The sequence below is a fragment of the Allorhizobium sp. DMC15 genome (assembly GCF_056314065.1).
Genome location: NZ_JBQUZB010000003.1, coordinates 288,648 through 314,909, shown reverse-complemented (window position 1 = coordinate 314,909; position 26,262 = coordinate 288,648). Strand labels below are relative to the sequence as shown.

Here is a 26,262-nt window from a genome sequence, read left to right as displayed (position 1 = left end):
GCATGCCATCAAAGACCAAAGATTGCGATCGCGACGAAAAGCAGAGATGCCGTCAGCGCGACCCTACCTGCGATGCGGTCCACGCTCCAGCGTTTCGACGAAGTATCCGACGTCGTCCGCTTCAGCGGATAGCCGACATAAGCCATGATTGACCTCCCTCACAGAACCGGAAAATAGCCCAGACCCCAAAAGGCCTGATCAGCGGCGCGGCGACGGGCATCCTCGTCATCGGCTCCGTCATCCTTGGCACGGGACGCCGGGGCGTCACTGTCAGGGTCGAACGAAGCCGCGTCCTGCTGGCCGCGCCGGAATGCTTCGAAGAAATCAAACGAAAACAGATTGAAGCCGATGGGCATGTCATGTTCCTCCTTCTCAGCCGTTACCGTCACAGTTTTGCCGCGATCGCCCCTCCAGTCAACATAATCTACCAAATTAGTATTCTATATTGGCCGAATTTTCGGCAAATTCGGTTCCGCTTCGTGCGTCCAGAGCGCACATTCCGTCCAGGGAACGGCCATACCTCTTTCGCAAGATTGCGGGAGCCGCAGATCAAAAGACGTCATCAGTCAGTCCAGACAGAACACTCGCTTCCCAACCTTCACACGCTCTTGTGGCGCTTGGCCATTGCGTTGGCCGGCTCCGGCGCCTAACACGGACAGATGCGCCCTCACCTCCCCCACGCCCGCTGGATCAAACTCTCTGCCTGGCTGCTGCTCGCACTGTGCATCGCCGCAACCGTGGTGCCGATCGGACTGCGGCCCCATGCGATGTTGCCGCCCAACGCCGATCGCGCGCTTGCCTTTGCTGCCGTTGGCGCGCTGTTTGCACTGGCCTATCCCAGGCAATGGCTGGCGATCGCGATCTTTCTCGTCGGCGGTGCCTTCGCAATCGAATCGACACAGTTCCTCTCTCCCAGCCGACATCCGAGCTTCAGCGACGCTCTGGTGAAGTCTGCGGGCGCCCTCGTCGGTATTGCCGCGATGCGCTGCGTGATGATCGTCTGGATGCGCAGCAAGTCATCGTGAGCGGACGATCGTGCGGCCCTTTCCGGGATGTGCTCGCAAGGACAAACCTTACCAAGCTTTCACTAGGGTTTTTCGACGAAGCCGCTATCTAGCGTCTTAAGGGCAAACGCTAGGCTTTGACGTCGATCAACCACCCAAGACACCGGGTGCGCCATGGTCGTCCGGACGCCATGACAGGAAAAACGACGTGAGCGATGCTGACAAGACCGGGCTTGAGCCCGATAACAAAGACCTGAAGATGCTCTTGTCCGGCGCGGCGCGCAAACGGCCCCGCTGGGGCCTCAGGATCCTAAGTCTCGTCATTCTCCTGGCTGGCGGTTATTTCGCCTATGTCTTCACGAGCGGCGGGCCCTCCTATTCCTACACGACGGCCGAGCTGAAGCCTGGCGATGTGACGGTCGTGGTCACCGCGACCGGTTCGGTCGAACCCACGGTGCAAGTCGATGTCTCGAGCGAACAATCCGGCACTGTGCGCGACGTGCTTGTCGACTTTAACAGCGAAGTGAAGAAGGGCGACGTCCTGGCGCGCCTCGACACCGACAAGCTTTCGGCCGATTCGAAAGCCAAGGAGGCGGCACTCGCTTCGTCGCAGGCAGCCGTCTCCAAGGCACGTGCCGACGAGAAATCCGCCAAGGCCAAGCTCGACCGTCTAACGTCACTGGTCAGCAGTCGTGTCTCGACCCAGCAAGATCTGGATACGGCGGAGTTTACCTATCAGGCAGCACAGGCGGCCCGGCAGAGCGCGGAGGCAGACGTTATCTCGGCCGAAGCGGCCCTCGAACAGGCGAAGCTATCTCTTTCCAAGGCTACCATCGTTTCCCCGATCGACGGGATCGTGTTGTCGCGCAATGTCGACAGCGGCGCGACGGTTGCGGCCTCGCTCGAGGCCCCGACGCTGTTCACGCTTGCCGGCGACCTGCGCCAGATGGAACTGCAGGTCTCGATCGACGAGGCGGATGTCGGTCAGGTCTCAGTTGGCCAGACCGCGACGTTCACGGTCGATGCTTTTCCCGACAAACGCTTTCCCGCAACGATCACATCGGTCCGCTATGCCGCCGAAACAGTGAATGACGTCGTGACCTACAAGGGGATACTCTCGGTGCGCAACGACGACCTGCTGCTGCGTCAGGGCATGACGGCGACAGCCGACATCGTCGTGCAGGCGATCAAAGGGGGACTGCTCGTGCCGAACGCCGCCCTTCGTTATGCCCCGCCGCAAACCTCTGCGGACGCAAATGCCGGCGGCGGCAGCGGTGTCTTCAGTCTCTTTCGACCGCCACGGATGGCCCCCGTGAGCGCTCCGGAACCAAAGGGAAGCGAACGGACAATCTGGCTCCTGCGGGATGGGCAACCTGTTGCCATCAATATCGAGATCGGCCCAAGCGACGGACAAAACACGGTCGTCACGAAAGGCGACGTTAAAGCCGGTGACAAGGTCATTACCGATTCCACCCTTAAGAAGAGCTGAGGTCGGGCCCGTGGCATCTCCCCCGCTCATTGAGTTCCGGCAAGTCTCCCGACTCTACGGCATGGGTGAAGCAACGATCCGTGCGCTTGATTGCGTCGATCTGGTGATCGAGAAGCACGAATTCGTTGCCATCATGGGGCCGTCGGGTTCCGGCAAGTCTACGGCGATGAACATTCTCGGATGCCTCGATGTACCGACATCAGGCCACTATCTCTTCGACGGCATCGACACCACCGGCTTCGCGCGGGAACAGTATACGCTGCTGCGCCGACACATGCTCGGTTTCGTGTTCCAGGGCTTCAACCTGCTCGCCCGGACATCAGCGGTCGAGAATGTGGAACTGCCGCTGGTCTATCGCGGTATGGAGGCCGGAGAGCGAAGGGCTCGGGCCCGGCGCGCACTCGCGCAGGTCGGGCTTGCCGGGCGCGAGAATCACACGACGCAGGAGCTATCCGGCGGCCAGCAGCAGCGCGTCGCAATCGCGCGTGCCATCGTTACCGACCCAGCCGTACTGCTGGCAGACGAGCCGACGGGGAACCTCGATACCAAGACGAGCCGGGAGATCATGGAGTTGATCACCTCGCTCAACCGGGACAATGGAATCACCGTCATCATGGTGACGCATGAAGACGACATCGCGGCCTATGCCAAACGCAATCTGCGTTTCGTCGACGGACATATCCAGTCCGACAGTGCCGCCCGGGAGGCGACCACCCATGTTCGGTGAAACGCTGAAGCTCGCGCTGCGGGCGATAAGACGCAATTTGCTCCGGTCCTTCCTAACCGTCCTGGGCGTCGTGATCGGGGTTGCGGCGGTTATCGCCATGGTGACAATCGGCAACGGCACAACGGCGCAGGTCACGTCCGAAATCTCCAAGCTCGGGACAAACCTGCTCTTTGTCAGGCCGGGCCAGTTCGGTCCCGGGCGAGCCTCGACCGATGCGAAGAAATTTACCATCCGCGATGTCGAAGCGATCCGTGATCAGATCGGTGGCTTGCGTGCGGTGGCGCCGATCAACCAGTCCAGCCAGACGGTGATATCGGGCGGGCAGAGCCGGCAGAGCTCGATCATCGGGTCCGGTGCCGACTACCTCGTTGCCCAAGACTGGACGCTTGCCGACGGGCGCGGCTTTCTCGCGTCCGAGGAGCGCGGCGGTCAGGCCGTTTGCCTGGTCGGGGAAACGGTCCGCCTGCGGCTCTTCGGCTCCACCCCTGCGGTCGGGCAGACCATCCGCGTCGGTAATGTCGCATGCGAGGTCATCGGCGTTCTGGCAAAGAAAGGCCAGAGCGGCATGGGCAACGATCAGGATGACGTGGTGATGATGCCCCTCAAGGTCTTCCAGCGACGGATCGGCGGATCGACCGATGTGTCCAGCATCATGCTGTCGGCGGAGAACGGGGTGTCGACGGCAAAGGTTCAGGCCGATGTGGAGCGATTGCTGCGGGAACGCCGCAAGATCGTCGCGGGCCGGGATGACGATTTTACCGTCAATGACATGACGCAGATGGCGGCCACACTGACGGGGACGACGACACTCATGACCGGACTGCTGGGCGCGGTCGCCGCTGTCTCCCTGCTCGTCGGCGGTATCGGGATCATGAACATCATGCTCGTTTCCGTCACCGAGCGGACACGCGAAATCGGCATTCGCCTTGCGATCGGCGCCGTCGAACGTCAGGTGTTGATGCAGTTCCTGGTGGAGGCCGTGACGCTATCAGTGTTCGGCGGGATCGTCGGCATCGCACTCGGCCTCGGGATCGCCTACGGCGCAGTCAGCCTTCTGTCCGTTCCGTTCGTCGCCAGTCCCTCGGTAATCCTGCTCGCCTTTGCCTTCTCGGCCGCGATCGGGATGGTCTTCGGTTATTTCCCGGCCCGTCGGGCCGCGCAAATGAACCCGATAGACGCTCTCAGGCATGAGTGAGAAGCGCTTCCCCAGAACGAAAAACGCCCGGCATTAGCCGGGCGTCTGAGAAGCTAGATGTTGCTAAATCAGCCGACAAAGGCGCGCTCGATGACGAACTCGGCCGGCTTGTTGTTGGCGCCCTCGGTCAGGCCTGCCTTTTCCAGGAGTTCCTTGGTGTCCTTCAGCATGGCTGTCGAGCCGCAGATCATGCCGCGATCAATGGCGGGGTCGAGCGCCGGCACGCCGAGATCGGTGAACAGCTTGCCGTTCTCGATCAGGTCGGTGATGCGGCCCTTGAAGGGGAAGTCTTCGCGGGTCACCGTTGCGTAGTGCTTCAGCTTGTCGCCGACGACTTCGGCCAGGAATTCGTGGTTCCTGATTTCCTCAACCAGATCGAAGCCGTATTTCAGTTCCGCCACGTCGCGGCAGGTATGGGTGAGGATGACTTCCTCGAACTTCTCATAGGTCTCGGGGTCGCGGATCAGGCTGGCGAAAGGCGCAATGCCAGTGCCGGTCGAGAACATGTAGAGGCGCTTGCCGGGGGTCAGCGCGTCGAGCACCAGCGTGCCGGTCGGCTTCTTGCGCATCAGCACCTTGTCACCCGGCTGGATGCGCTGCAGGTGCTGGGTCAGCGGGCCATCGGGAACCTTGATCGAGAAGAACTCGAGTTCCTCGTCCCAGGAGGGGCTCGCGATCGAATAGGCGCGGTAAATCGGCTTGCCCTCGACCATCAGGCCGATCATCGCAAACTCGCCCGAGCGGAAGCGGAAGCCGGCAGGGCGGGTCATACGGAAGCGGAACAGGCGGTCGGTGTAGTGCGTGACGCTCAGAACCGTTTCGGCATAGACGCCTTCGGGCACGATCAGTTCGGCGTTGTCGGTCTTCACAGGAGCATTCATAGGCTGTCGGTCCTATCGTTCAGTCGATTGGGAAGAGCCTATAATCCAGACCGTCCCATTCCACAATTCAGCCGGCATGCGCATTTCGCAGCCGAGATATCCGTTAAAGCGAAGGCGGCAACCTTGACCGAGGTCAATTTGCCGCCCTTTGATAGCGATTTATATATGTCTCAGGCGCCAGTGGAGCCGAGGCGACGCCAGCTGAAGCCGCCGGCGGCTTCCGATGCACGGGCCGTCGGCTGGTAGCGCTGGGCAACGCCCATGAGACAGTTATCAGCAAGCCGCCGCTGGGCGACGGGGTTGGTCACGGCGAAGCTGTCGAAGCCGGTGCGCAGCATCAACGGCACCTGGTCGATCAGCACGTCGCCGACGGCGCGCAGTTCGCCGGCATAGCCGAGGCGCTCGCGCAGCAGCGTGGCATGGCTGAAGCCACGGCCGTCATTGAAGGCCGGGAAGGCGACCGCGATCAGGGCGATGCGGTCTAGATGGGCCTCAAGCTTCGTTACGTCGTCAGCCGGTGCGATCACCACGCCGAGACCGACATCGTTGGTTTCGGCGACGGCTTCCAGGAAGGCCTCGAGCGGCAGCAGGGCCTTCTCGCCCTCGCCCGCCTTGCGCTCCTCCGTTTCGGTCACCCAGATGTCGCCATCGACGAAACCGGTTTCTTTCCAGATCTTGGTCATACTTCTTCCAGTCTCACGCGGCTTCGACAGAAGCGTTGCCATAAAGCGCGTCCTTGAACGGCTTGGGGCCGACGCGGCGATAGGCGTCAAGAAAAGTTTCCTTCGGATCAAGGCGCAGGCCGAGATAGGTGTCGACGATCGTCTCGACCGCGTCGGTTACCTTTTCCGGCTCGAAGCCGCGACCGATGATTTCCCCGATCGAGGAGTTCTCGTCGCCGGAACCGCCAAGCGTGATCTGGTAGAGTTCGGCACCCTTCTTCTCGACACCCAGCAAGCCGATATGGCCGACATGGTGGTGGCCGCAGGCATTGATGCAGCCGGAGATCTTGATCTTGAGTTCGCCGATCTCCTGCTGACGCTCCAGGGAGCCAAAGCGCTCGGAGATCGCCTGGGCGACCGGGATCGAACGGGCATTGGCAAGCGCGCAGTAGTCCAAGCCGGGACAGGCAATCATGTCGGTGATGAGGTTGGAATTGGCGGTCGCGAGGCCGGCCTTCTCCAGCGCCTGATAGAGCGGATAGAGATCACCCTTGGCGACATGCGGCAGGATGAGGTTCTGCTCGTGGCTGACGCGGATTTCGTCGAAAGCATAGGTCTCGGCGAGGTCGGCCACCAGATCCATCTGCGCGTCCGAGGCATCGCCCGGCGTGCCACCGATCGGCTTCAGCGAGATCGTCACCATGGCATAATCCGGGTGACGATGTTCTTGGACGTTGTGACGCACCCAGGCAGCAAAGGCCGCATCAGCCTTTTGCGCACGGGCAAGTGCATCCCAGCCATCGGCGCGGGCAGCGAGTGCCGGGGGGGCGAAATAGGTCTCTATGGCGCGGATATCGCCTTCCGGCAGCTTCAGTTCGCTGTCGCGGATCTCGGCGAATTCGGCTTCCACCTGACGCGTCAGTTCTTCGACACCGGTTTCGTGCACGAGGATCTTGATGCGGGCCTTGTACTTGTTGTCGCGACGGCCATGCAGATTGTACACGCGCACGATCGCGGTGATGTAGGTCAGAAGGTCGGCTTCCGGCAGGAAGTCGCGGATCTTCTTGGCGATCAGCGGGGTGCGGCCCTGGCCACCGCCGACATAGACGGCAAAGCCGAGTTCACCAGCTTCATTCTTCTTCAGATGCAGACCGATGTCATGCACCTGGATGGCGGCGCGGTCCTTCTCGGCGCCGGTGACGGCGATCTTGAACTTGCGCGGCAGGAAGGAGAATTCCGGATGCAGCGAGGACCACTGGCGCAGGATCTCGGCATAGGGACGCGGATCGGCGACTTCGTCGGCAGCAGCACCGGCAAAATGGTCGGCGGTCACGTTGCGGATGCAGTTGCCGGAGGTCTGGATGGCATGCATCTCGACGCTTGCGAGATCGGTCAGGATGTCGGGCGTGTCCGAGAGCTTCGGCCAGTTGTACTGGATGTTCTGGCGGGTGGTGAAGTGGCCATAACCGCGGTCGTATTTGCGGGCGATATGGGCCAGCATGCGCATCTGCTTCGAATTCAGCGTGCCATAAGGGATGGCAACACGCAGCATGTAGGCGTGGAGCTGGAGATAGACGCCGTTCATCAGGCGCAGCGGTTTGAAGGCGTCCTCCGCCAACTCACCTGATAGGCGGCGGGCGACCTGGTCGCGGAACTGTTCTACGCGCGCCGATACGAAGGCGTGGTCGAATTCGTCATAACGATACATCTGTTACCTCAAGCCTCAGGCGGCGATGAATGCGGGATCGGCATAACCGTGACCCTCGGCATATGCAATGGTCGGGCCTTCCGCACGAATGCGCTCGCGCAGGCGCAAGGGGCGCAGCTTGCCATCCTTTTCCTCGATCTCGATGACATTGACGTCAACGACGAGGTTGCTGGCAAAAGCCTGCTTGCCGGCAGCTTCCAGAGCTTCGACCGCTTCGGCATGGCGGGCGACAAAGGCTTCCTGCAGACGCTCGGTCCACTGGCCATTGGCATCGAGCCAGACGGCGATGCCGTCGGTCAGGCGGTTTGCTGTGAGAACCTTGTCTACCATCGTCAAATCCTTGCAGTTTCCAGTTCAGCCGAGACATGCGCGCCGAGCGGTTCGGAGCGGCTGAAATCGGCGCCGGCGACAGCGTCGCCGATGATGACCATGACCGGGCCGGTCAGCTCCGTGCGAGCCTCCAGTCCCGGTAATTCCTTGAGCGTGCCGTGCAGCAGACGGCTGTCACGACGCCCGGCATTCTCGACAACGGCAACCGTCGTGTCCTCGGCGAGGCCGCCCGCCATCAGCCGCTCGGCGACGGAGGCTGCGACCGTACGGCCCATATAGACGGCAACGGTTGCGCCCGACAGTGCGAGCCGCGCCCAATCCGGCAGCACATTACCCTGCAAATCGTGGCCGGTCGTGAAGACCAGCGACGAGGACACGCCGCGCAGCGTCAGCGGCAGTTCGAAGTCTGCGGCGGCGGCGAGTGCCGAGGTCACGCCGGGTACAATCTCGTAGGCAATGCCTGCATCGCGGAGCGCCGCCATCTCTTCGCCGGCACGACCAAACACCAGTGGATCACCCGACTTCAGACGGACGACACGCTTGCCGGCATGGCCAAGCTCGACGAGCAGCGCATTGATTTGTTCTTGAGACTTCGAATGACAGCCCTTGCGCTTGCCGACGGGAATGCGCTCGGCATCACGGCGGCCCATATCGACCACTTCGCGCGGCACCAGCGCGTCATAGACGATGACGTCGCATTCCATCATCAGGCGATGGGCGCGCAGCGTCAGCAGGTCTTCGGCGCCCGGGCCGGCACCGACGAGGAAAACGCGACCTTCGACCCGATCGGCAGCAACGCCCTTCAACAGGCGGGTGGCTTCACGGCGGGCCAGGCTGATCTCGTCGGCCTCGACGTGATCGGCGACCTTGCCCTTGAAGAAATCGCGCCAGAACAGCCGGCGCGGCGCACCGCGCGGCACGAGACGATCAACGGCGCGGCGGTAGGAATTGGCAAGGCGTCCGAGTTTGCCGAGCGAGCGTGGCAGCAGTCGGTCGATATCGGCGCGGATCATCTGTGCGAGAACCGGACCAACGCCTTCGGTGCCGATGGCGACAGCGATCGGGGCGCGGTTGACGAGGGCCGGCGTGTAGAAATCGCAGTAATCAGGCTGATCCACGGCATTGGCCGGGATCCGGGCCACGCGGGCGGCGGCCACGATCTCGCGGTCGAGAGCGCCCTCGCCTGTTGCCGCGAAGACCAGCCGCGCGCCCTGAACTTGCGAAGGATCGAAAGGTTCGGCGATCTGCTCGATGGCGTTTGCAGCCAGGAAGGCGGCGTAGTCGGCTTCCGGGGAATCGGCATACGCGACAATGCGAGCCTCGGTGTTCTTCAGCAGGCGCGCCTTGGCATAGGCCTCGTCACCGTTTCCAAAAACGGCGGCGACCTCGTTCTCGACCTTGAAAAAGGCCGGGAAGACCGAAAGCTGTTTGTCCTGCTGTGCCATGAATCATCCTGTTTCAGTGGGTCACACTATCGCTGGCGGCGCACCGAATTTGAAGAAACATAAATCCCATCCCCTCGTGCTGCAGGTATTTCTTTCCTAGTCATCTCGCCCTTGCGAGCAAAAGTCACCGAAGTATAATTCTCCACAAATTCAGTGAAGATCCGATGCGCTGAGCCTCAAAAAGTTGAAGACAGGCAATCATTTTGCTTTCGAGGCCTGCCCGGCTGGCGCTAGGATCGCGCCGCACAACAGCGGAGCGCCCCGATCGTGACAAGCCTACACCTTACCCGTCGCCTGCTCGACGTGATCGAACATGACATCCTGCCGCTGACCGCCAAAGGCGTCGCCAATGGCAACAAGGTCTTCGGTGCCGCGATCCTTCACAAGTCGGACCTGTCGCTTGTTCTCGCCGAAACGAACAACGAGCTGGAAAACCCGCTCTGGCATGGCGAAGTCCATACGCTGAAACGCTTCTACGAGCAGGGCGAGCGACCCAATACCAAGGATCTGATCTTTCTCTCGACGCACGAACCCTGCACCATGTGCATGTCGGCGATCACCTGGGCGGGGTTCGACAATTTCTATTATTTCTTCAGCCATGAAGACAGCCGCGACGCCTTTGCCATCCCGCATGACCTGAAGATCCTCAAGGAAGTCTTCGGCCTCGAGCCGGGCGGCTATCGCCGGCAGAACGCCTTCTGGCTCAGCCATGCGATGATCGAAATGGTGGCGTCCGCCGACGACGCCGAACGCCCCGCACTTTTCGAGCAGGTTAGCCGGATCAAGGCGGAATATGACCGTCTTTCGGAGGCCTATCAGTCGTCCAAGGGCGACAACGACATTCCGCTCAACTGAGCGATCAGACAGGACCATCATGGAAGCCTCCAAGGACATCAATCGCTTGCTTGAGATCATGGCGGCGCTGCGTCAGCCCGAGACGGGCTGCCCCTGGGACATCGTCCAGACCTTCGAGACGATAAAACCCTATACGATCGAGGAGGCCTATGAGGTGGCCGACGCGATCGAGCGCAAGGACCCGGACGATCTCTGCGAGGAGCTGGGTGACCTGTTGCTGCAGGTCGTCTTTCATGCCCGCATCGCCGAAGAGGAAGGTCTCTTTACGTTCGGCGACGTGGTCGAGGCGATCACCCGCAAAATGATCCGTCGTCATCCGCATGTCTTCGCCGGCTCCGATGCCGACACGCCGGAGGCGGTGAAAGCCCAGTGGGACACGATCAAGCAGCAGGAAAAGGCCGAGCGTCTCGCACGCCGGGCCGCCCGTGGCTCGGCAGCAGATCCCGACACCGGCTATCTCGGCTCGGTACAGCGGTCCTTCCCCGCTTTGACCGAAGCCTTGAAGCTGCAGGAGCGTGCGGCCAAGATCGGTTTCGACTGGTCGGAGGCGGCCCCCATCCTCGACAAGATCGAGGAGGAAATCGACGAATTGCGCGAGGCGCTGGCCGAGAACCGGCCGGACAAGGTGAAGGACGAACTCGGCGACCTGATCTTCGCGCTGGTGAATATCGGCCGGCATGTGGGTGCAGAACCAGAGCAGGCTTTGCGCGGAACGAACACGAAGTTTCGGAATCGATTCAACTATATAGAGACATTTCTTGAAGCGTCAGGTGAGACTCTAGAGGCGGCTTCGCTGGAGCGTATGGAAGAGCTGTGGCAGGCGGCCAAACTCATCCAACGACAAATCGGTTGACGCAGCGTGAGGCTCACTGGACTTGATGTGGCCATTGCAGGTGCTGGCGTCGGCGGATTGGCGCTCGGCACCATGCTCGCCGGGTTCGGCGCCTCGGTGACACTCTACGACCAGATGGATGCGCCCCGTCCGGTGGGCTCCGGCTTCGTGCTGCAGCCGACGGGAGCTCAGGTTCTTGCGGCCATGGGGCTTCTCGATCCGGTTGCCGCACGCGGGCGACGCATCGACCGGATGGTCGGACGGCTGAAGGACGGCGGCAAGCCTGTGCTCGACGTGCGCTACCGGTCCGGCGAATTCGGGATCGCTGTCCAGCGGGTGGCGCTGTTCGACACCTTGTTCGAGGCGGCGCGCGCAGCCGGTGTGGCTTTCGAGGCATCGGCGCGGATCAGCGGCATTGAGCCGGGGTCTCGTGCTCGTTTCGTCTTCCAGGATGGTGCGCGTTCATCGCCGGCAGACCTCGTCATCGATGCCATGGGGGCCAATTCCCCGATCGGCAGTCGGCCGGATAGCGAGCTCCGTTATGGGGCACTCTGGGCAACGGTGCCCTTCCCCGATGGCGGCCCGTTCCAGGAGAACCTGCTCGAACAACGATATGACCGTGCCTCACGGATGGCCGGCGTGCTGCCGGTCGGGACCACTCGCGAAGGGGCGCCCGCCATGGCGACGTTCTTCTGGAGCCTGCGCACCGCAGATCATCCCGCGTGGGTCAAGGCTGGCCGCGACGCGTGGCTGGAGGCGGTGGGCAAGCTCTGGCCGGATGCGCTTCCGCTCGCAGCCATCGCCGAACCGGTTCATGCGCGCTATCGCCACCAGACCCGCCCGCCGGTGATCGGGCGGCATGCGCTGAAGATCGGGGATGCCTGGCATGCGACAAGCCCACAGCTCGGCCAGGGGGCGAACATGGCGCTGCTCGACGCTGCGTCGCTCGCCGCCGCACTGGTGCATGCAGAGGATGTCGAGGCGGCGATCGCGCGGCATCTGCGGCAAAGGCAGATGCATGTGCGCAGCTACCAGTTCCTCAGTCGGGTGCTGACGCCCTTCTACCAATCGGACAGCCGTCTCCTGCCTGCCTTGCGGGATCACCTGATCGCCCCCATTACGACATTGCCGGGCGTGCGATCCGTCATCTCCACGCTTGTGACGGGCGATCTTCGCGATCCGGTCGGTCGGTTGCGGCTCTCCGAGACATTCGGGCAGGATGCCGTGAGCCGGTCGCACCGGTAATCGTCCATTCGCAGCAGTCGTTGCCCTTGGCTTCGCAGCGGGGGTGGAGGACCGAGACTTGGGTTGCGGTCAAGGTGGCGAAGAGGCGTTCGAAGACGGCGCCATGCCAGGGGCAGCCGGGCGTTGCTAACGGGTTGGCCTTGATTGCAAGGTGAATGACCGGACGCCTCCAGCCCCGCACTTCGCCCGAGAACCGGCCGCTTCCGGTAAAGGTCCAGGCATGGGCGGAGATGGCGCGGACAAGCAGCCGCGTGGAAACGGCAGACGGCAGACGCGGCAGCAGCCAGCGTGCAGGCTTCGGAATGCGATTGGCCAGCAGATAATGGCCCGTGCGGTGACCGGCTTCCGCCAAGACGCGGGTGGCGTCCTGATCCGACAAGGTGTCAAAGAGCACGGCGAAGAGCCGCTGAGGCTCTCGTTCATCGATCATCGTGCCGGGTGGATCGGCGTAGCGATAGCCGATTCCCGCTCGGTCGAAGGTCATACGCGCCGTCTCGTCGCCAAACAGTGCCGATAGCGCCTGGCCCGTCTGGATCAGGCTGTTCGGCCCGATGCGGGCGCCGTTGCTTTTTGAAATCTGCGTGCCGCTGCAGGCAAGTTGCGCCTCTCCTTCTGCGCCCGCAGCTACCCGTCCTGAGAGACTCGCCTCAGACGTGGGCATCGTGGCTCTCCGGCCCTCCGCCGCAGGCAAGCACGGGTGTCCGCGTCTCTTCCACCTCGCCCGCCTTGCGGGCGCGCAGCTGGCTTGCGCGGTCAGAGGCCGCCTGCCAGTCGACCATCTGAGCCGGTGCGATCTTGCGGGTCATGTCGAAGCCGAAATCGACCTTGTCCTTGGATTGCGGCCCCCAGTAATTGTGCTTGCCGAGATCGTAGAATTTTCGTTCGAAGCCAGCCTTCATGAAGGCCTTGAGGCAGCCGAGAAGATAGCGGCGCCGAAAGCCCTTGCCACGCCAAGGGTAATGGAAGAGCGCCTTGATCATGTAGAAGCGTCGGTAATTGTTCATCACGCGGTCGAGCAGTTCGGCACGGTCCATGGCATCCGGCTTCATGATCGGTGTCACGAAGTTGTATTTCGAGAAATCGAAGATCTCGACCTTGTCACCCAGTTCCTGGAAGAGCGGCGAGAAGGGCCACGGCGTGTACATCGCCCAGTTGGCGAGATCCGGGTTCCAGTCGCGAGCCATGCGATAGGTTTCCTCCAGTGTCTCCGCCGTCTCGTTTTCGAGGCCGACGATGAACTGCGCTTCCGTGAAGATATCAGCCTCGCGGAGAAGACGGATCGCCTTCTTGTTCTCGGCGACCTTGGTTTCCTTGTTGAAGCGGTCAAGCTTCAGCTGGGCGGCGGCCTCCGTACCGAGCGAGACATGCACGAGGCCGGCCTTGCGATAGAGGGCCAGATATTCCTCGTCTCTGATAATGTCGGTGACGCGGGTGTTTATGCCCCATTTGACCTTGTCCGGCAGGCCGCGAGCGATCAGTTCCTCGCAGAAGGCGATAAACTTCTTGCGGTTGATGGTGGGCTCCTCGTCGGCGAGGATGAAGAAGCCGACCTGGTGGTCGTTGACCAGTTTTTCGATCTCGTCGACGACCTTCTTCGGATCGCGGATGCGATAGTCGCGCCAGAACTTCCACTGCGAGCAGAAGGAGCAGGTGAAGGGGCAGCCGCGAGCCATATTGGGGATCGCGACCCTGACGCCGAGCGGCACATAGATGTATTTTTCCCATTGGAGCAGGGTCCAGTCCGGCTCGACGGCATCGAAATTCTTGACGGTGGGAGCCGCTGGCGTCGCGATGATCTTGCCGTCGTCGGTGATGTAGGCGAGGCCCTTGATGCCCGCCCTCGCCTCTTTCCAGTTGCCGGCGGCATAGGCGCGGGCGAGTTCGACGATGATCTCCTCGCCTTCGCCACGGACGATGACGTCGATATAGGGCGCCTCGGTCAAGACCTGCTGATACATGAAGGTGGCGTGGATGCCACCGAGGACCCGGAGCGCTTGAGGGCAGACCTCTTTTGCGATCTCCAGGCAGCGCTCGGCCGTATAGATCGACGGGGTAATGGCGGTGCAGCCTATCATATCCGGCTGCAGGCGGCGCAATTCTTCGCGCAGCCGGTCCTCGGTCATGTCGTTGGTCATGGCATCGAGGAAGTGGATGTCGGTAAAGCCGGCGGACTTCAGCGCGCCGCCGAGATAGGCGACCCAGGCGGGCGGCCAGTTGCCGGCAATCTCGGCGCCGCCGGAATGATAATTCGGATGGATGAAGACGACGCGCATGACCACCTCCCATGTGTGTAAACAAAAGTTGACACACGCGGTCGCGGTATTCCTTGACGTGAATCAAGAATTGCGCCGAAGTTTTACGGTCATCGTGGGGCTAGCGTTCCCAATCTTCTTTTTCGGCCGACTTCCGGGTGCCGAGCTTGCGCTCGAGTTCATCGGCCTGACGGTCGGTCAGCCGCACGTCGAGGCTCACGCTGCCGTCTTCGTGATCCTCACGCCCGTTCACCACGGCATTGCCGTAGAGCCAGGAGACGACGGCATGTTTATCGGCCGGAATCGTGATCGTGGCTTCGGTGAGCACACCGGAGAGGCGCTGCGAGATGACATCGAGCAGGGTATCGACACCCTCCCCGCTGATGGCCGAAACCGGCATCACATTCTCGCGGCCGGCCGCCTTTTGCAGCAGACCGTCATGGTTTTCCGGATCGAGCCGGTCGATCTTGTTCCAGACTTCGAGGATGCGCTCTGAGCGTTCCTTCTCGTCAATGCCGAGATCGTCAAGGATGCGCAGGACATCCGCCGACTGGGCACCGTTATCAGGATCCGACATGTCCCGGACATGCAAGATGAGATCAGCTTCCAGCACCTCTTCCAGCGTGGCGCGGAAGGCGGCGACGAGGTGGGTCGGCAGGTCGGAGATGAAGCCGACGGTGTCGGACATGATCACGGTGCGGCCATGCGGCAGCTTCATGCGGCGCAGCGTCGGATCAAGCGTCGCAAACAGCATGTCTTCGGCCAGCACGCCCGCACCGGTGATGCGGTTGAACAGCGTCGACTTGCCGGCATTGGTGTAGCCGACGAGCGCCACGATCGGATGCGGAACCTTGCGGCGCTTGGCGCGGTGCAACTGACGGGTGCGGACCACCTGTTCGAGCTCGCGCTCGAGCTTGATGATCTTGTCCTGCAGCATGCGCCGGTCGGCTTCGATCTGGGTTTCACCCGGACCGCCCATGAAGCCCGCACCGCCGCGCTGGCGTTCAAGGTGGGTCCAGGAGCGGACGAGCCGGCCCTTCTGGTAGTTGAGATGCGCAAGCTCGACCTGCAGCGTGCCTTCCTTGGTGGAGGCACGGCGACCGAAGATTTCGAGGATGAGGCCGGTGCGGTCGATGACCTTCGCGCCCCATTCCTTCTCGAGATTGCGCTGCTGAACGGGTGTCAGCGGATGATCGACTATCACGAGGCCAGCGTCGAACTCATCGAGCAAGGCCTTCACCTCGGCGATCTTGCCAGACCCCATCAGCGTCGCCGGGCGCGGCTGGTTCACCGGCACGATCAGACCCTGAACGATCGTCAGGTCAATGGCGCGGGCAAGGCCGATCGCCTCTTCCAGGCGCGCATCATTGGAGCGGCTCGGTGCAGGCGGCGCACCTTCCGGCAAGGGTTGAGGTCGCCCTGCCTTCAAGACAGGGACGATGACGACCGCCCGCATGTCATCCCGAGGTTTTTCGTCCTCGGGGATGATTGAATCATTCTTTGTGTCTCGGCTGGTGATGATCTCAGTCCTGTCCGGCAGCGCTGTCTTCGCTTTCGAACATCTGCATCGGCTGACCCGGCATGATGGTCGAAATGGCGTGCTTATAGACCAGCTGCGAGTGGCCGTCGCGACGCAACAGAACGCAGAAGTTGTCGAAGGACGTAACAACACCGGTCAGTTTGACGCCATTGATCAGGAAGATCGTCAGCGAGATTTTCTGCTTGCGTACGGTGTTGAGGAAAAGATCCTGCAGGTTCTGAGAACGTTCCGCCATGGCGCCGCTTCTTTCTTAATTGCCGGTCTTTTTCGACCGGTGTGATTATTGTTGTTACTGAAAAGGTGGGGAATAGGTCCCCTCGCCCCTCCACCGGAACAAGGTGGTATCAAATCACCGTCTTTTCCGCAATGTCGAAAAAGGCAGAACGAATGCGCTCGGACATGGCACCCGGGTGACCGTTTCCGATCGTTTCACCGTCGATTTCAACGATCGGAAAACAAATACTGGTGGCGGCAGTGATAAACACCTCACGGGCCGCGAGCATTTCATCCCGGGAAAATTCCCGTTCGGCAACCGCTATCCCCAGCTTGGCCGTGACGTCCAGCAAGCCCGTGCGCGTAATGCCACGCAAAATGCCATGCTCGGCGGGGCGGGTCACGAGAACGCCATCCTTGTCCACGATCCAGACATTGGTGGCGGCCCCCTCGGTCACCATGCCCCGCGCATCCACATAGATCGCCTCCTGGGCGCCGCTCTCCTTCGCGGCCTGGCGCGCCATGGCGTTGGGCAGAAGGCCGACCGTCTTGATATCGACACGGTCCCACCGGTTGTCCGGCAGGGTGATCGCTTTCAAACCCGTCTCGTTCTTCTTCGCGATGACCGACGGATCTGTGATCTTCGCAGTGATGACGAGGCTCGGCGGCGTGTCGGGCGAAGGGAAGACATGGTCGCGTCGTGCGACCCCGCGTGTCACTTGCAGATATAACAGACCATTCTTCACCCGATTGCGCCGCGCGACTTCCCGGATCACCTGGGTGAGCGCCGCCCGGCTCATCGGGCTCCTCATCTTCAGTTCCGACAGGGAGCGGTCGAGCCGATCCAGATGGCGCGTCAAATCGACAATCACCCCATGACGGATCTCGCAGACCTCGTAGACGCCATCGGCGAACTGGAATCCGCGGTCCTCGATATGCACTGCGGCTTCCGAATGGGGAAGATAACGGCCGTTGACATAGGCAATGCGGGGCATCGGGTTCAAACCTTCAGAGACGCGATTAGAAATACTGGATCGAAACGCGGAACAGCTGTTCGACATGCCGCACGGCGTCGGCCGCGGCAAACAGAACGATGCGATCCTTGGCTTTGATGCGTGTGTCGCCGTTCGGGCGCAACACCGTCTTGTCCCTGTAGATCGCGCCGATGCGAAGGCCGGGCGGCAAGTCGAGATCGCGGAAGGATTTGCCGACCAGAGGCGAGGTCTCGAGCGCCTCGGCCTCGATGACCTCCGCTTTCCCCTTCTGCACCGCATAGACCGCACGGATTCGCCCCTTGCGCACATGCTGCAGCACACGCGAAATCGTGACAGCGCGGGGATTGATATAGGCATCGATGCCGATCGAGCCGGCAATGTCGTGGAAGGACGGACTGTTGATCAGCGCCATGCCGGACTTGCAGCCGAGACGCTTGGCCATGGCGGCGCTCAAGATGTTGGTCTGGTCGTTGTTCGTCAGCGTCACCATCAGATCGGCGTCCTGGATGTCCGCCTGATGGAGGATGTTCTGATCGAGCGCGGAGCCATGCAGAACGATGGCATCCGACAGCTGGTTGGAAACGGCATGCGCACGTTCGCGGTCGCTCTCGATGATCTTCAACCGGGTTTTCGGCGACATCTGGCCAATCGTGCGCGCGACGTAGTGACCAATATTGCCACCGCCTGCAATAACGATACGGGCCGCCTCCTGCTCTTCGTGTCCAAAGAGACCGAGCGTGCGGCGGGCGTGATCGCGCTGGCAGATGACATAGGCGAGGTCGCCGACGAGGAGATGATCCTGCGAGCGTGCGACAATGAGCTTTCCATTGCGCCAGATGGCGCAAACGGTCGCCATCAGGTCCGGGAAGAGTTCGCTCAGCTGGTTCAGAGGCGTGTCGACAACCGGGCAATCCTCCATGCACTCAATGGCCAGCATGGCAATGTTGTCGTCAGCGAAGCGGACGATATCGGTCGCACCAGGGAAGGAGATGCGGCGAAGCACCATCTTCCCGACCTCGATTTCCGGAGAAATCGTCACGTCGATCGGCAGATTCTCCCGGCTGAACAGGTCGGAATATTCCGGCAGAAGATAGTTCTGGGAACGGATGCGGGCGATCTTCGTCGGAACATTGAAGAGCGAATGCGCCACCTGGCAGGCGATCATGTTGATTTCGTCGTAGAGCGTCACCGCGATCAGCATATCGGCCTGGTCGGCGCCGGCTCGCGCAAGAACGTCCGGATGAGCGCCATGGCCGACATACCCTCGGACATCCAGGGTCTCGGTGATATGGGATACGAGCGAGGCCGAGGTATCGATGACGGCAACGTCATTGTCCTCCTGGGACAGCCGCTCGGCGATCCCGTAGCCGACCTGACCCGCTCCGCAAATGATGACTTTCATGGCGTGTTTCCTGCGATCGTCCGGTCAATAAACCGGTGCCGTTTTGCCTGCTTATACGCCAAGGGATTTCAGTTTGCGATGCAGGGCCGAACGCTCCATGCCAACGAATTCTGCCGTCCGCGAAATGTTGCCACCGAAGCGATTGATCTGCGCAATCAGATAATCGCGTTCGAACATTTCGCGTGCTTCGCGCAACGGCAGGGTCATGATGTGAGTGTCGTTGCGGGCCGAAACCTTGGGCAGCATGTCCGAGAGGTCCTGCGGCAGCATCTCGGCCGTAATCGGCGCTTCGGGGCTGTCGCCTTGAGCGAGGATCATCAAGCGCTCGATGTTGTTGCGCAGTTGGCGGATGTTACCGGGCCAGTCGTTGGCCTGCAGAACAGCCATCGCGTCCTCTCCGATCTTGCGCTGGCGAATGCCCGCCTGTTCGGAAATCTGCCGCATGAACATGTCGACGAGGAAGGGAATGTCCTCGCGACGCTCGGCCAATGCTGGAACCTTGACCGGGACGACTGCCAAGCGGTGGAACAGGTCTTCGCGGAATCGCCCTTCGGCGATCAGGCCTTCGAGATTGTAAGCGCTCGACGAGATTATGCGCACGTCGACCTTCACCCGCTTGGAGCCGCCCACGCGTTCGAACTGCTGCTCGACCAGGACACGCAGGATCTTGTTCTGGGTCTCGCGCGGCATCTCGCCGATTTCATCCAGATACAGGATGCCGCGATGGGCCTCTTCCAGGGCGCCGATTCGGCGTGGCTGGCCGGGCGTGCCCTCCGTACCGAACAGCGCCATCTCCATCCGGTCGGGGGTAATGGCTGCTGCGTTCAGCGATACGAAGGGACCGGCGGCGCGGCTCGATCGCTTGTGGATCATCCGTGCCACAAGTTCCTTGCCGGAGCCGGACGGTCCGAAGATCATGATGCGGCTGTTGGTCGGCGCGATCTTCTCGATCGTCTGACGCAACTGCGAGACGGCGACCGAGGTGCCGATCAGTTCGACCGCGTCGCCCGTGCGGCGCTTCAGATCGGAGACTTCGCGCTTCAGCTTGGAGTTCTCCAGAGCTCGCTCGGCGATCAGGATCAGACGATCCGCCTTGAAAGGCTTTTCGATGAAGTCGAAGGCCCCGCGCTTGATTGCGGAGACGGCGGTCTCGACATTGCCGTGGCCGGAGATCATCACCACCGGCAGATCCGGGTGACGCAGCTTGATCTCATCAAGCAAGGCCAGTCCGTCGAGGCGGCTTCCCTGCATCCAGATGTCCAGGAAGACCAGACGCGGTACGCGATCTGAAATCGCGGCCAGCGCACTGTCGGCATCATGCGCGGTGCGGGTCTCGTGGCCTTCGTCGCTGAGAATGCCCGAGACGATCTCGCGGATGTCCTCTTCGTCGTCGACTACCAGAATATCAGAGGCCATGGACCTTTTCCTTGTCGTTCTCACTGTCGATGGCGGATGCTTCGGCGCGTGGGAGGATGATGCGGATCATCGCTCCTCTGCCCCGGTCGAAATCGACCGGCGCGTCGTGCAGCTCAAGCTGTCCGCCATGCTCTTCTATGATCTTCTTGACGATGGCGAGGCCAAGGCCGGTGCCCTTCTCGCGCATGGTCATATAGGGTTCGAGGATACGGTGCCGGTTTTCGGTCGGCAGTCCGCGACCATTGTCGATGACGTCGACCGCGAAGCGGTCGTGCGCATGGTCGAAATAGGAGCGGACCAGGATTTTGCCTTTGCCGAGTTCCTCGACCGGTACCGCCTCGATCGCCTCTACCGCGTTCTTGACGATGTTGCTGACGGCCTGGGCCAGCATCCGCGCATCGAAGCTTCCTTCCAGAGGTTCGTCACCGAAATCGCGTTGGAACTCGATCTCGCTGCTTCCGATCTCACGAAGGAAGACCGCGTCGGTCAGGATTTCCCGCAGATCGGTCAGCTGCTTGGTGGGCTTCGGCATCCGGGCAAAGGCCGAGAACTCGTCGACCATGCGGCCGATATCCTCGACCTGACGGACGATCGTGTCCGTGCACTGATTGAAGACGGCCTTGTCATCATCGGCAATCTGCTTGCCGTAGCGCCGCTTCAAACGCTCGGCGGACAGCTGGATCGGCGTCAGCGGGTTCTTGATCTCGTGGGCGATGCGGCGGGCGACATCGGCCCAGGCCGTGGAGCGTTGCGCCACCACGAGATCGGTGATGTCATCCAGCGTGATGACATAACTGTCTTCAGACCCACGCGTTTCCTCGCGGGTGACCTGCACGTTCAGGGTCCTTTCCTTGCCGCCGCGGATCATGTTGATCTGCTCGCGATATTCCCCACGATGGCGAACGGCGGCCTCGTTGAGCACCCGATCGACCTCGGGCGCCACGAGCGACAGTTTCTGCCCGATGAGCTGGTCTGCCGGCAGGGCCAGAAAGAATTCGGCCGAAGGATTGACGATGGTGACAATGCCGTTGTCCTCGACGCCGATGACGGCCGCCGTCACCCCCGACAGCACCGCCTCAATGAAGCGGCGGCGATCATCGACCTCGTCCTTGGCCTCAAGGATTTCGTCCCGCTGCGAACGGATCTGCGACACCATCTTGTTGAATGTGCGAGACAGGCTGCCGACATCGCCATCCGCCGCGCGAACCGGCACCAGGACATTGAGATTGCCCGAGGCGATGCTGTCTGCGGCACCGATCAAAAGCCGGATCGGGCGAACAATCCTGTCGGCAACGGCAATCGCCGTCCAGATCGCAGCGAGGAGCACGATCAGGGCGAAGCCGAGATAAAGGATGGCGAAGGCGATTTGCAGAGTGGTGCGGCCATCTTCCATCGACTGGTATTCGGCCGTGTTCTCCTCCATCAACCGCATGGCCTGCATGACCTTCGGGTCGACGGCGCGAATTGTGTAAAGGAAGGTGCCGGAGATCGAGTCGAGCTTGATGATCGCTCCGACAAGGTTGGTCACGCCCGGTGGAATGAGCGTCGGCTGACCGGCCGCAGCGCTTTCGAGCGCATCGCGCGGGATCGCCGGGAGCGGCTTCTCTGTCTCTATATCGGCCTTGGTGATAGCCGAGCCGTCCTCACGCACCAGGAAGGCGCCCAGCATGCCGCGCCCCCTGGCCTGGCGGGTCATCAGCTCTACGAAACCGGTCCGGTCGAGGTAAAACAGGGCGCGGTTCCGTTCGAGGTCATTGGCCATGGAGATGGCTTGGCCCTGCAGATAGCTGGCATTCTCCAGCATATAGGCCTGCGCAACGTTCATCGACGACGAGACGATCGATTGCGTGCGAATCGAGAACCAGCGGTCGAGGCCGACATTCAGCGTAATGGACGCGAAGATCGCGACGAGGATGGCCGGCGTGATCGCGATGATCGAGAAGAGGGCAACGATCCTGACATGCAGTCGGGCAGCCGCCCGGCCTCTGTTGCGCGCCTTGAACAGACGCAGCACCTCGCGACCGATCAGGAACATCAGCCCGACGATGAACATCGAGTTGACCACCGCAGACGCGACCAGAACCCTTGAGGTCGGCTCGATGGGCGTCAGCCCCAGAAGGATCGGTAGCGTGAAGCTCGCAGAGACAAGTGCACCGCCGGCGAGCAGCAGTCCCGGCAGCGCGAAGGACGCCCTGCGGTCCTGCGCCATCGCCGCTTCAACATCTGCGGCGGAGGCTCGCCTCACCCTTGCCATTCATTTCCCCCGGATCCGCGCAGGCGGATCTTATCTCGACGTCCGGTATCGGGACCGGATCGGCATTTCTCACGCGTTAACCGATCGCAGTCTCGAACCAAGCGACCGGAACGAGACAACAAATCGCCACATCACGTGGCTTTTGAGCAACGCAATGTGGCGAAATTGCAACGGAGCCTTGCGGGATGTCAAGCCGAGCGGGAACTGCGATAGACCGAGACGCCGAGTTCCCGAATTTTCTTACGCAGCGTGTTTCGATTGAGACCGAGCAGGTCTGCGGCCTTGATCTGGTTGCCGCGCGTGGCCGTCAGAGCGGCCAGAATCAGCGGATACTCCATCTCCGTCAGGACGCGGTCGTACAAGCCCGATGGCGGAAGGGCTTCGCCGAAGCTGGCGAAATAGGTCCGCATGTTCTCTTCCACGGCCTGGGAAATGGTCATGGTGCCGCTCGCCACACCGACCTTTGCGATCGGACTGTCGGAGATATCGGCACGCAGTTCCTGCTCCACCACTTCCCGTGCAATCACGTCCTGTGGATAAAGCGCCATTAGGCGGCGCACGACGTTTTCCAACTCGCGGACATTGCCGGGCCAGGGATAGGCCTTCATGACTTCCAGCGCTTCATGGTCGAAGCGCTTCGAATCGAGACCTTCCTTTTCTCCCTGCTGAATGAAGTGGCGCACCAGATCGGGAATGTCTTCGGCACGGTCGCGCAGTGGCGGCAGGCGCAACGGCACGACATTCAAGCGATAGTAGAGGTCTTCGCGGAACAGGCCCTGATTGATCGACTGTTTCAGGTCCTTGTTGGTCGCGGCGACGATGCGCACGTCGGTACGGATCGGCGTGCGCCCACCGACGGTCGTGTATTCGCCCTGCTGCAGCACGCGCAGCAGCCGCGTCTGCGCATCCATCGGCATATCGCCGATTTCATCCAGGAAGAGTGTCCCGCCTTCGGCCTGCTCGAAGCGACCGGTCGAGCGGTTCTGCGCACCGGTGAAGGCACCCTTCTCATGGCCGAAGAGCTCCGATTCGATCAAATCGCGTGGGATTGCGGCCATGTTGATGGCGACGAAGGGGCCGTTGCGGCGCTTGCCGTAGTCGTGCAGCGCCTTGGCAACCAGTTCCTTGCCGGTGCCCGACTCGCCGGTGATCATCAGCGTCAGATCCGTCTGCATCAGGCGGGCGAGTACGCGGTAGATTTCCTGCATGGCGGCCGAGCGGCCGACGAGCGGCATGCCGTCCTGCATGTCGTCGTCGAGACGCGCCGGGCGCTTTTTCGGCTCCGACAGCGCGCGACCGATGATGGCGATCAGCTCGGTGAGATCGAAGGGCTTAGGCAGGTAGTCATAGGCGCCCTTCTCGGAGGCCTTGATGGCGGTCATGAAGGTGTTCTGGGCGCTCATGACCAGAACTGGCAGGTCCGGCCGCGCCTTTTTGATGCGCGGCAGGAGGTCGAAAGCGTTTTCGTCGGGCATCACTACATCGGTCACGACGAGATCGCCCTCGCCGGCCGAGATCCAGCGCCAGAGCGTTGCCGCATTCGAGGTGATCCTGACGTCGTATCCAGCGCGGCTCAGTGCCTGATTGAGCACCGTGCGGATCGCGGCATCGTCGTCAGCAACAAGGATCGTGGCCGTCATCAGTTCGTTCCCGTGGATTTTGGAAGGGGCGCATCATCGAGCGCCGTCTCTTTCGACATGGGCATAAGGACCCGGAAAGTGGTGCGGCTCGCCTGGCTGTCGCATTCGACAATGCCGCCATGGGCGCCAATGATCTTCGCGACGAGCGCCAGACCGAGCCCAGAGCCGTTGGTTTTGGTGGTGATGAAGGGATCGAACAGATGCGGCAGCAAGTCGGACGGAACGCCCGGGCCGTTGTCATGCACGCAGAATTCGAGCGGCAGGGAAATCTTTTCCCGCGAACCGGCAACCGAGAGACGGATACCGGGACGGTAGGCTGTCGTCAGCTGGATCTCCCCGTCCGAGCGTTCGCCAATGGCTTCCGATGCGTTCTTGACGAGGTTGAGGAAAACCTGGACCAGTTGGTCCCTGTTGGCAAAAACCGGCGGTAGCGAGGGATCGTAATTTTCCGTGATGCGGATGTTGCGCGCGAAACCGGCCTTGGCCACGGCTTTTACCTGATCGAGCACCGAATGGATGTTGATCGACTGGCGGTCGACCGGACGCTCGTCTGAGAAGACCTCCATGCGATCGACCAGTGACACTATGCGGTCCGTCTCGTCGCAGATCAGGCGGGTCAGGGCTCTGTCTTCGTCGGTTACTGCTGTCTCAAGGAGCTGGGCGGCCCCGCGGATGCCGGATAGCGGGTTCTTGATCTCGTGCGCCAGCATCGAGGCAAGGCCGGTGACGGAACGCGCGGCCGCGCGATGGGTCAGCTGGCGGTCGATCTTGTCGGCCATGGAGCGTTCCTGGAACACCACTACAACGTTGCCCGGCTGACCCAGGACTGGCGCGACATAGAGGTCAACAAGCTTTTCCTGGCCAAGACGCGGCGAACTCAGGTCCACGCGATACTCGTTGACCGGCGCGCGACGCTCGCGCACCTGCTCGATCAGGGACAGAAGCGGGCTGCCAAAGGGGATGAAGGTGGAGATACGGTAGCGGGCGAGATGAGCAGCGCTTGCGCCAAAGAAGGCTTCCGCCTCCCAATTGGCGAAGGCGATGTGGCCATTGGCATCCACCATCACAACAGGATTCTGGATGGCATTCAGCACGGCCATGGCAAGGCCATTGCCAGTCATGCCCGCGTTGTCATTCGCCGTCATGCGGCCTCCTGTCTGGCTGCCGGGTTCAACGCACCGGAGAGCGCCTGCTCCACAGCAGTCGCCACGTCGTCGGCATTCTTCGATGTCATGATGCCGGCTTTGGCACCCGGTTCGAGGCCGGCGGCAAACCGGTCGAGATACCAGCCGAGATGCTTGCGGGCGTGGCGAACACCGACCTCGACGCCGTAGTGCTCGAGCATTGCCCGGTAGTGTTCGACAACGAGGCCCGGGATATCCGACGCGGCGGGGCTGTCCCGTCCCGCGAGCACACCCGCATGCCAAGGCCTGCCCTGGCAGGCGCGACCAACCATCACGGCATCGGCGCCTGACCGGCGGAGTATCTCCTGGGCGTCGGCTGCCGTCTCGACGTCGCCATTGGCGATCAAGGGGATACGGATTGCGTCACGAACGGCAGCGATTGCATCCCAGTTCGCCCGCCCCTCATAGAACTGCATGCGGGTACGGCCATGCACGGTGATCAATTGAACGCCGGCGGCTTCGGCACGGGATGCGATGTGCGGCGCATTGATAGAACTCTCGTCCCAACCCAAGCGCATCTTGACCGTGACCGGGATCTTCACGGCTTTGACCGTAGCCTCGATCAAAGCCAGAGCGTGATCCGGCTCGCGCATGAGGGCAGAGCCGGCATAGCCGCCGATCACCTTCTTGGCCGGGCAACCCATGTTGATATCGATGATGTCCGCGCCATTGGCCTCGGCAATCACCGCTGCCTCGGCGAGCCATTTCGCTTCGCGGCCGGCCAGTTGCACCATATGCGGGGTCAGACCTGCACCCTTGAGGCGCGACCAACTCTCTGCGGCATTGAAGACAAGTTCGCGGCTCGCCACCATTTCGGTGACCACCAAGCCGGCACCAAAGCGGAACGCCAGCTGGCGGAACGGCAAATCCGTGACGCCCGACATCGGCGCGAGCACAACCCGGTTCCGGACGGGAACCGTGCCGATGCGGAAAGGCGTGTCCAACGCAACAGAAACCAACTGATCATCTTTCAGGCAAAGAACGCATTTGCAC

The 26,262-nt window shown here is 61.7% G+C and carries 25 protein-coding genes; 7 read left to right on the top strand and 18 right to left on the bottom strand.

Features of this window, described 5'->3' with window-relative positions:
* Positions 1-8 precede the first annotated feature (8 nt).
* Positions 9-146, bottom strand: a complete 138-nt coding sequence (locus tag ACT53S_RS15820) for a hypothetical protein (RefSeq protein ID WP_162750530.1) — start codon at positions 144-146, stop codon at positions 9-11.
* Positions 147-158: 12 nt separating this feature from the next.
* The gene (locus ACT53S_RS15815; protein ID WP_476067689.1) at positions 159-356 is read right to left on the bottom strand and encodes a hypothetical protein; all 198 of its coding nucleotides are present in this window, start codon (positions 354-356) and stop codon (positions 159-161) included.
* 303 nt (positions 357-659) lie between these two features.
* On the opposite strand from ACT53S_RS15815, the gene ACT53S_RS15810 reads away from it, so the two are divergent.
* The 4 genes from ACT53S_RS15810 (at position 660) to ACT53S_RS15795 (ending at position 4,415) form a co-directional block, all read left to right on the top strand.
* Positions 660-1,025: a VanZ family protein gene (locus tag ACT53S_RS15810; RefSeq protein ID WP_113377547.1), complete on the top strand. Its 366-nt coding sequence runs from the start codon at positions 660-662 to the stop codon at positions 1,023-1,025.
* A gap of 187 nt (positions 1,026-1,212) precedes the next feature.
* Positions 1,213-2,493 (top strand): efflux RND transporter periplasmic adaptor subunit, encoded by a 1,281-nt coding sequence (locus ACT53S_RS15805; protein WP_476067688.1) that lies wholly within the window; start codon positions 1,213-1,215, stop codon positions 2,491-2,493.
* A gap of 10 nt (positions 2,494-2,503) precedes the next feature.
* A complete protein-coding gene (locus tag ACT53S_RS15800) occupies positions 2,504-3,220 on the top strand; it encodes an ABC transporter ATP-binding protein (RefSeq protein WP_476067687.1) in 717 nt (238 codons plus the stop codon).
* Entirely contained in the window at positions 3,210-4,415 is a 1,206-nt protein-coding gene (locus ACT53S_RS15795; RefSeq protein WP_142069020.1) for an ABC transporter permease, read from the top strand. The genes ACT53S_RS15800 and ACT53S_RS15795 overlap by 11 nt, the downstream gene beginning before the upstream one ends.
* A gap of 68 nt (positions 4,416-4,483) precedes the next feature.
* On the opposite strand, the gene ACT53S_RS15790 is transcribed toward ACT53S_RS15795, so the two are convergent.
* The 5 genes from ACT53S_RS15790 to cysG all read right to left on the bottom strand — a co-directional run bounded on the left by ACT53S_RS15790 (position 4,484) and on the right by cysG (position 9,441).
* Complete coding sequence (locus ACT53S_RS15790) at positions 4,484-5,296, bottom strand: ferredoxin--NADP reductase (RefSeq protein ID WP_476067686.1); 813 nt, start codon at positions 5,294-5,296, stop codon at positions 4,484-4,486.
* A gap of 170 nt (positions 5,297-5,466) precedes the next feature.
* The gene (locus ACT53S_RS15785) at positions 5,467-5,979 is read right to left on the bottom strand and encodes a DUF934 domain-containing protein (RefSeq protein ID WP_113377543.1); all 513 of its coding nucleotides are present in this window, start codon (positions 5,977-5,979) and stop codon (positions 5,467-5,469) included.
* Between the two features lie 13 nt (positions 5,980-5,992).
* Positions 5,993-7,666 carry a nitrite/sulfite reductase gene (locus ACT53S_RS15780; protein ID WP_476067685.1) on the bottom strand — a complete coding sequence of 558 codons (1,674 nt, stop codon included), beginning with the start codon at positions 7,664-7,666 and terminating at the stop codon, positions 5,993-5,995.
* A 15-nt stretch (positions 7,667-7,681) separates the two neighbouring features.
* Positions 7,682-7,996 carry a DUF2849 domain-containing protein gene (locus ACT53S_RS15775; protein WP_136540786.1) on the bottom strand — a complete coding sequence of 105 codons (315 nt, stop codon included), beginning with the start codon at positions 7,994-7,996 and terminating at the stop codon, positions 7,682-7,684.
* Between the two features lie 2 nt (positions 7,997-7,998).
* Positions 7,999-9,441 carry a siroheme synthase CysG gene (gene cysG / locus ACT53S_RS15770; protein ID WP_476067684.1) on the bottom strand — a complete coding sequence of 481 codons (1,443 nt, stop codon included), beginning with the start codon at positions 9,439-9,441 and terminating at the stop codon, positions 7,999-8,001.
* Between the two features lie 267 nt (positions 9,442-9,708).
* On the opposite strand from cysG, the gene ACT53S_RS15765 reads away from it, so the two are divergent.
* From ACT53S_RS15765 to ACT53S_RS15755, 3 genes are read left to right on the top strand one after another with little or no spacing between them, the layout of a single operon-like run.
* Positions 9,709-10,296, top strand: coding sequence for a deaminase (locus tag ACT53S_RS15765; RefSeq protein WP_476067683.1), 588 nt, complete (start codon positions 9,709-9,711; stop codon positions 10,294-10,296).
* Between the two features lie 19 nt (positions 10,297-10,315).
* Positions 10,316-11,149 carry a nucleoside triphosphate pyrophosphohydrolase gene (gene mazG / locus ACT53S_RS15760; RefSeq protein WP_476067682.1) on the top strand — a complete coding sequence of 278 codons (834 nt, stop codon included), beginning with the start codon at positions 10,316-10,318 and terminating at the stop codon, positions 11,147-11,149.
* Between the two features lie 27 nt (positions 11,150-11,176).
* Entirely contained in the window at positions 11,177-12,373 is a 1,197-nt protein-coding gene (locus tag ACT53S_RS15755; protein ID WP_476067681.1) for an FAD-dependent oxidoreductase, read from the top strand.
* Here the strand turns inward: ACT53S_RS15755 and bchJ are convergent.
* From bchJ to dusB, 11 genes are all read right to left on the bottom strand, one after another.
* On the bottom strand, positions 12,273-13,034 hold the full coding sequence (bchJ, locus tag ACT53S_RS15750; protein WP_476067680.1) for a bacteriochlorophyll 4-vinyl reductase: 762 nt from the start codon (positions 13,032-13,034) through the stop codon (positions 12,273-12,275). The two genes, ACT53S_RS15755 and bchJ, sit on opposite strands and share 101 nt — an antisense overlap.
* Positions 13,021-14,646, bottom strand: a complete 1,626-nt coding sequence (bchE, locus tag ACT53S_RS15745; RefSeq protein WP_476067679.1) for a magnesium-protoporphyrin IX monomethyl ester anaerobic oxidative cyclase — start codon at positions 14,644-14,646, stop codon at positions 13,021-13,023. The genes bchJ and bchE overlap by 14 nt, the downstream gene beginning before the upstream one ends.
* 100 nt (positions 14,647-14,746) lie before the next feature.
* On the bottom strand, positions 14,747-16,081 hold the full coding sequence (hflX, locus tag ACT53S_RS15740; RefSeq protein WP_113377534.1) for a GTPase HflX: 1,335 nt from the start codon (positions 16,079-16,081) through the stop codon (positions 14,747-14,749).
* A 67-nt stretch (positions 16,082-16,148) separates the two neighbouring features.
* Entirely contained in the window at positions 16,149-16,400 is a 252-nt protein-coding gene (gene hfq, locus ACT53S_RS15735; RefSeq protein ID WP_110790411.1) for an RNA chaperone Hfq, read from the bottom strand.
* A 109-nt stretch (positions 16,401-16,509) separates the two neighbouring features.
* The gene (locus ACT53S_RS15730; RefSeq protein WP_476067678.1) at positions 16,510-17,373 is read right to left on the bottom strand and encodes a D-amino-acid transaminase; all 864 of its coding nucleotides are present in this window, start codon (positions 17,371-17,373) and stop codon (positions 16,510-16,512) included.
* Between the two features lie 25 nt (positions 17,374-17,398).
* Positions 17,399-18,775: a Trk system potassium transporter TrkA gene (gene trkA, locus ACT53S_RS15725; protein WP_476067677.1), complete on the bottom strand. Its 1,377-nt coding sequence runs from the start codon at positions 18,773-18,775 to the stop codon at positions 17,399-17,401.
* A 51-nt stretch (positions 18,776-18,826) separates the two neighbouring features.
* Positions 18,827-20,191: a nitrogen assimilation response regulator NtrX gene (gene ntrX, locus ACT53S_RS15720; RefSeq protein ID WP_113377531.1), complete on the bottom strand. Its 1,365-nt coding sequence runs from the start codon at positions 20,189-20,191 to the stop codon at positions 18,827-18,829.
* On the bottom strand, positions 20,181-22,445 hold the full coding sequence (locus tag ACT53S_RS15715; protein ID WP_476067676.1) for a sensor histidine kinase NtrY-like: 2,265 nt from the start codon (positions 22,443-22,445) through the stop codon (positions 20,181-20,183). Before ACT53S_RS15715 ends, ntrX begins: the two co-directional genes overlap by 11 nt.
* Before the next feature lie 188 nt (positions 22,446-22,633).
* Positions 22,634-24,085: a nitrogen regulation protein NR(I) gene (ntrC, locus tag ACT53S_RS15710; protein WP_113377529.1), complete on the bottom strand. Its 1,452-nt coding sequence runs from the start codon at positions 24,083-24,085 to the stop codon at positions 22,634-22,636.
* Positions 24,085-25,230 carry a two-component system sensor histidine kinase NtrB gene (locus ACT53S_RS15705; protein ID WP_113377528.1) on the bottom strand — a complete coding sequence of 382 codons (1,146 nt, stop codon included), beginning with the start codon at positions 25,228-25,230 and terminating at the stop codon, positions 24,085-24,087. The genes ntrC and ACT53S_RS15705 overlap by 1 nt, the downstream gene beginning before the upstream one ends.
* Complete coding sequence (gene dusB, locus ACT53S_RS15700) at positions 25,227-26,228, bottom strand: tRNA dihydrouridine synthase DusB (protein WP_476067675.1); 1,002 nt, start codon at positions 26,226-26,228, stop codon at positions 25,227-25,229. The genes ACT53S_RS15705 and dusB overlap by 4 nt, the downstream gene beginning before the upstream one ends.
* Between the last annotated feature and the right edge of the window lie 34 nt (positions 26,229-26,262).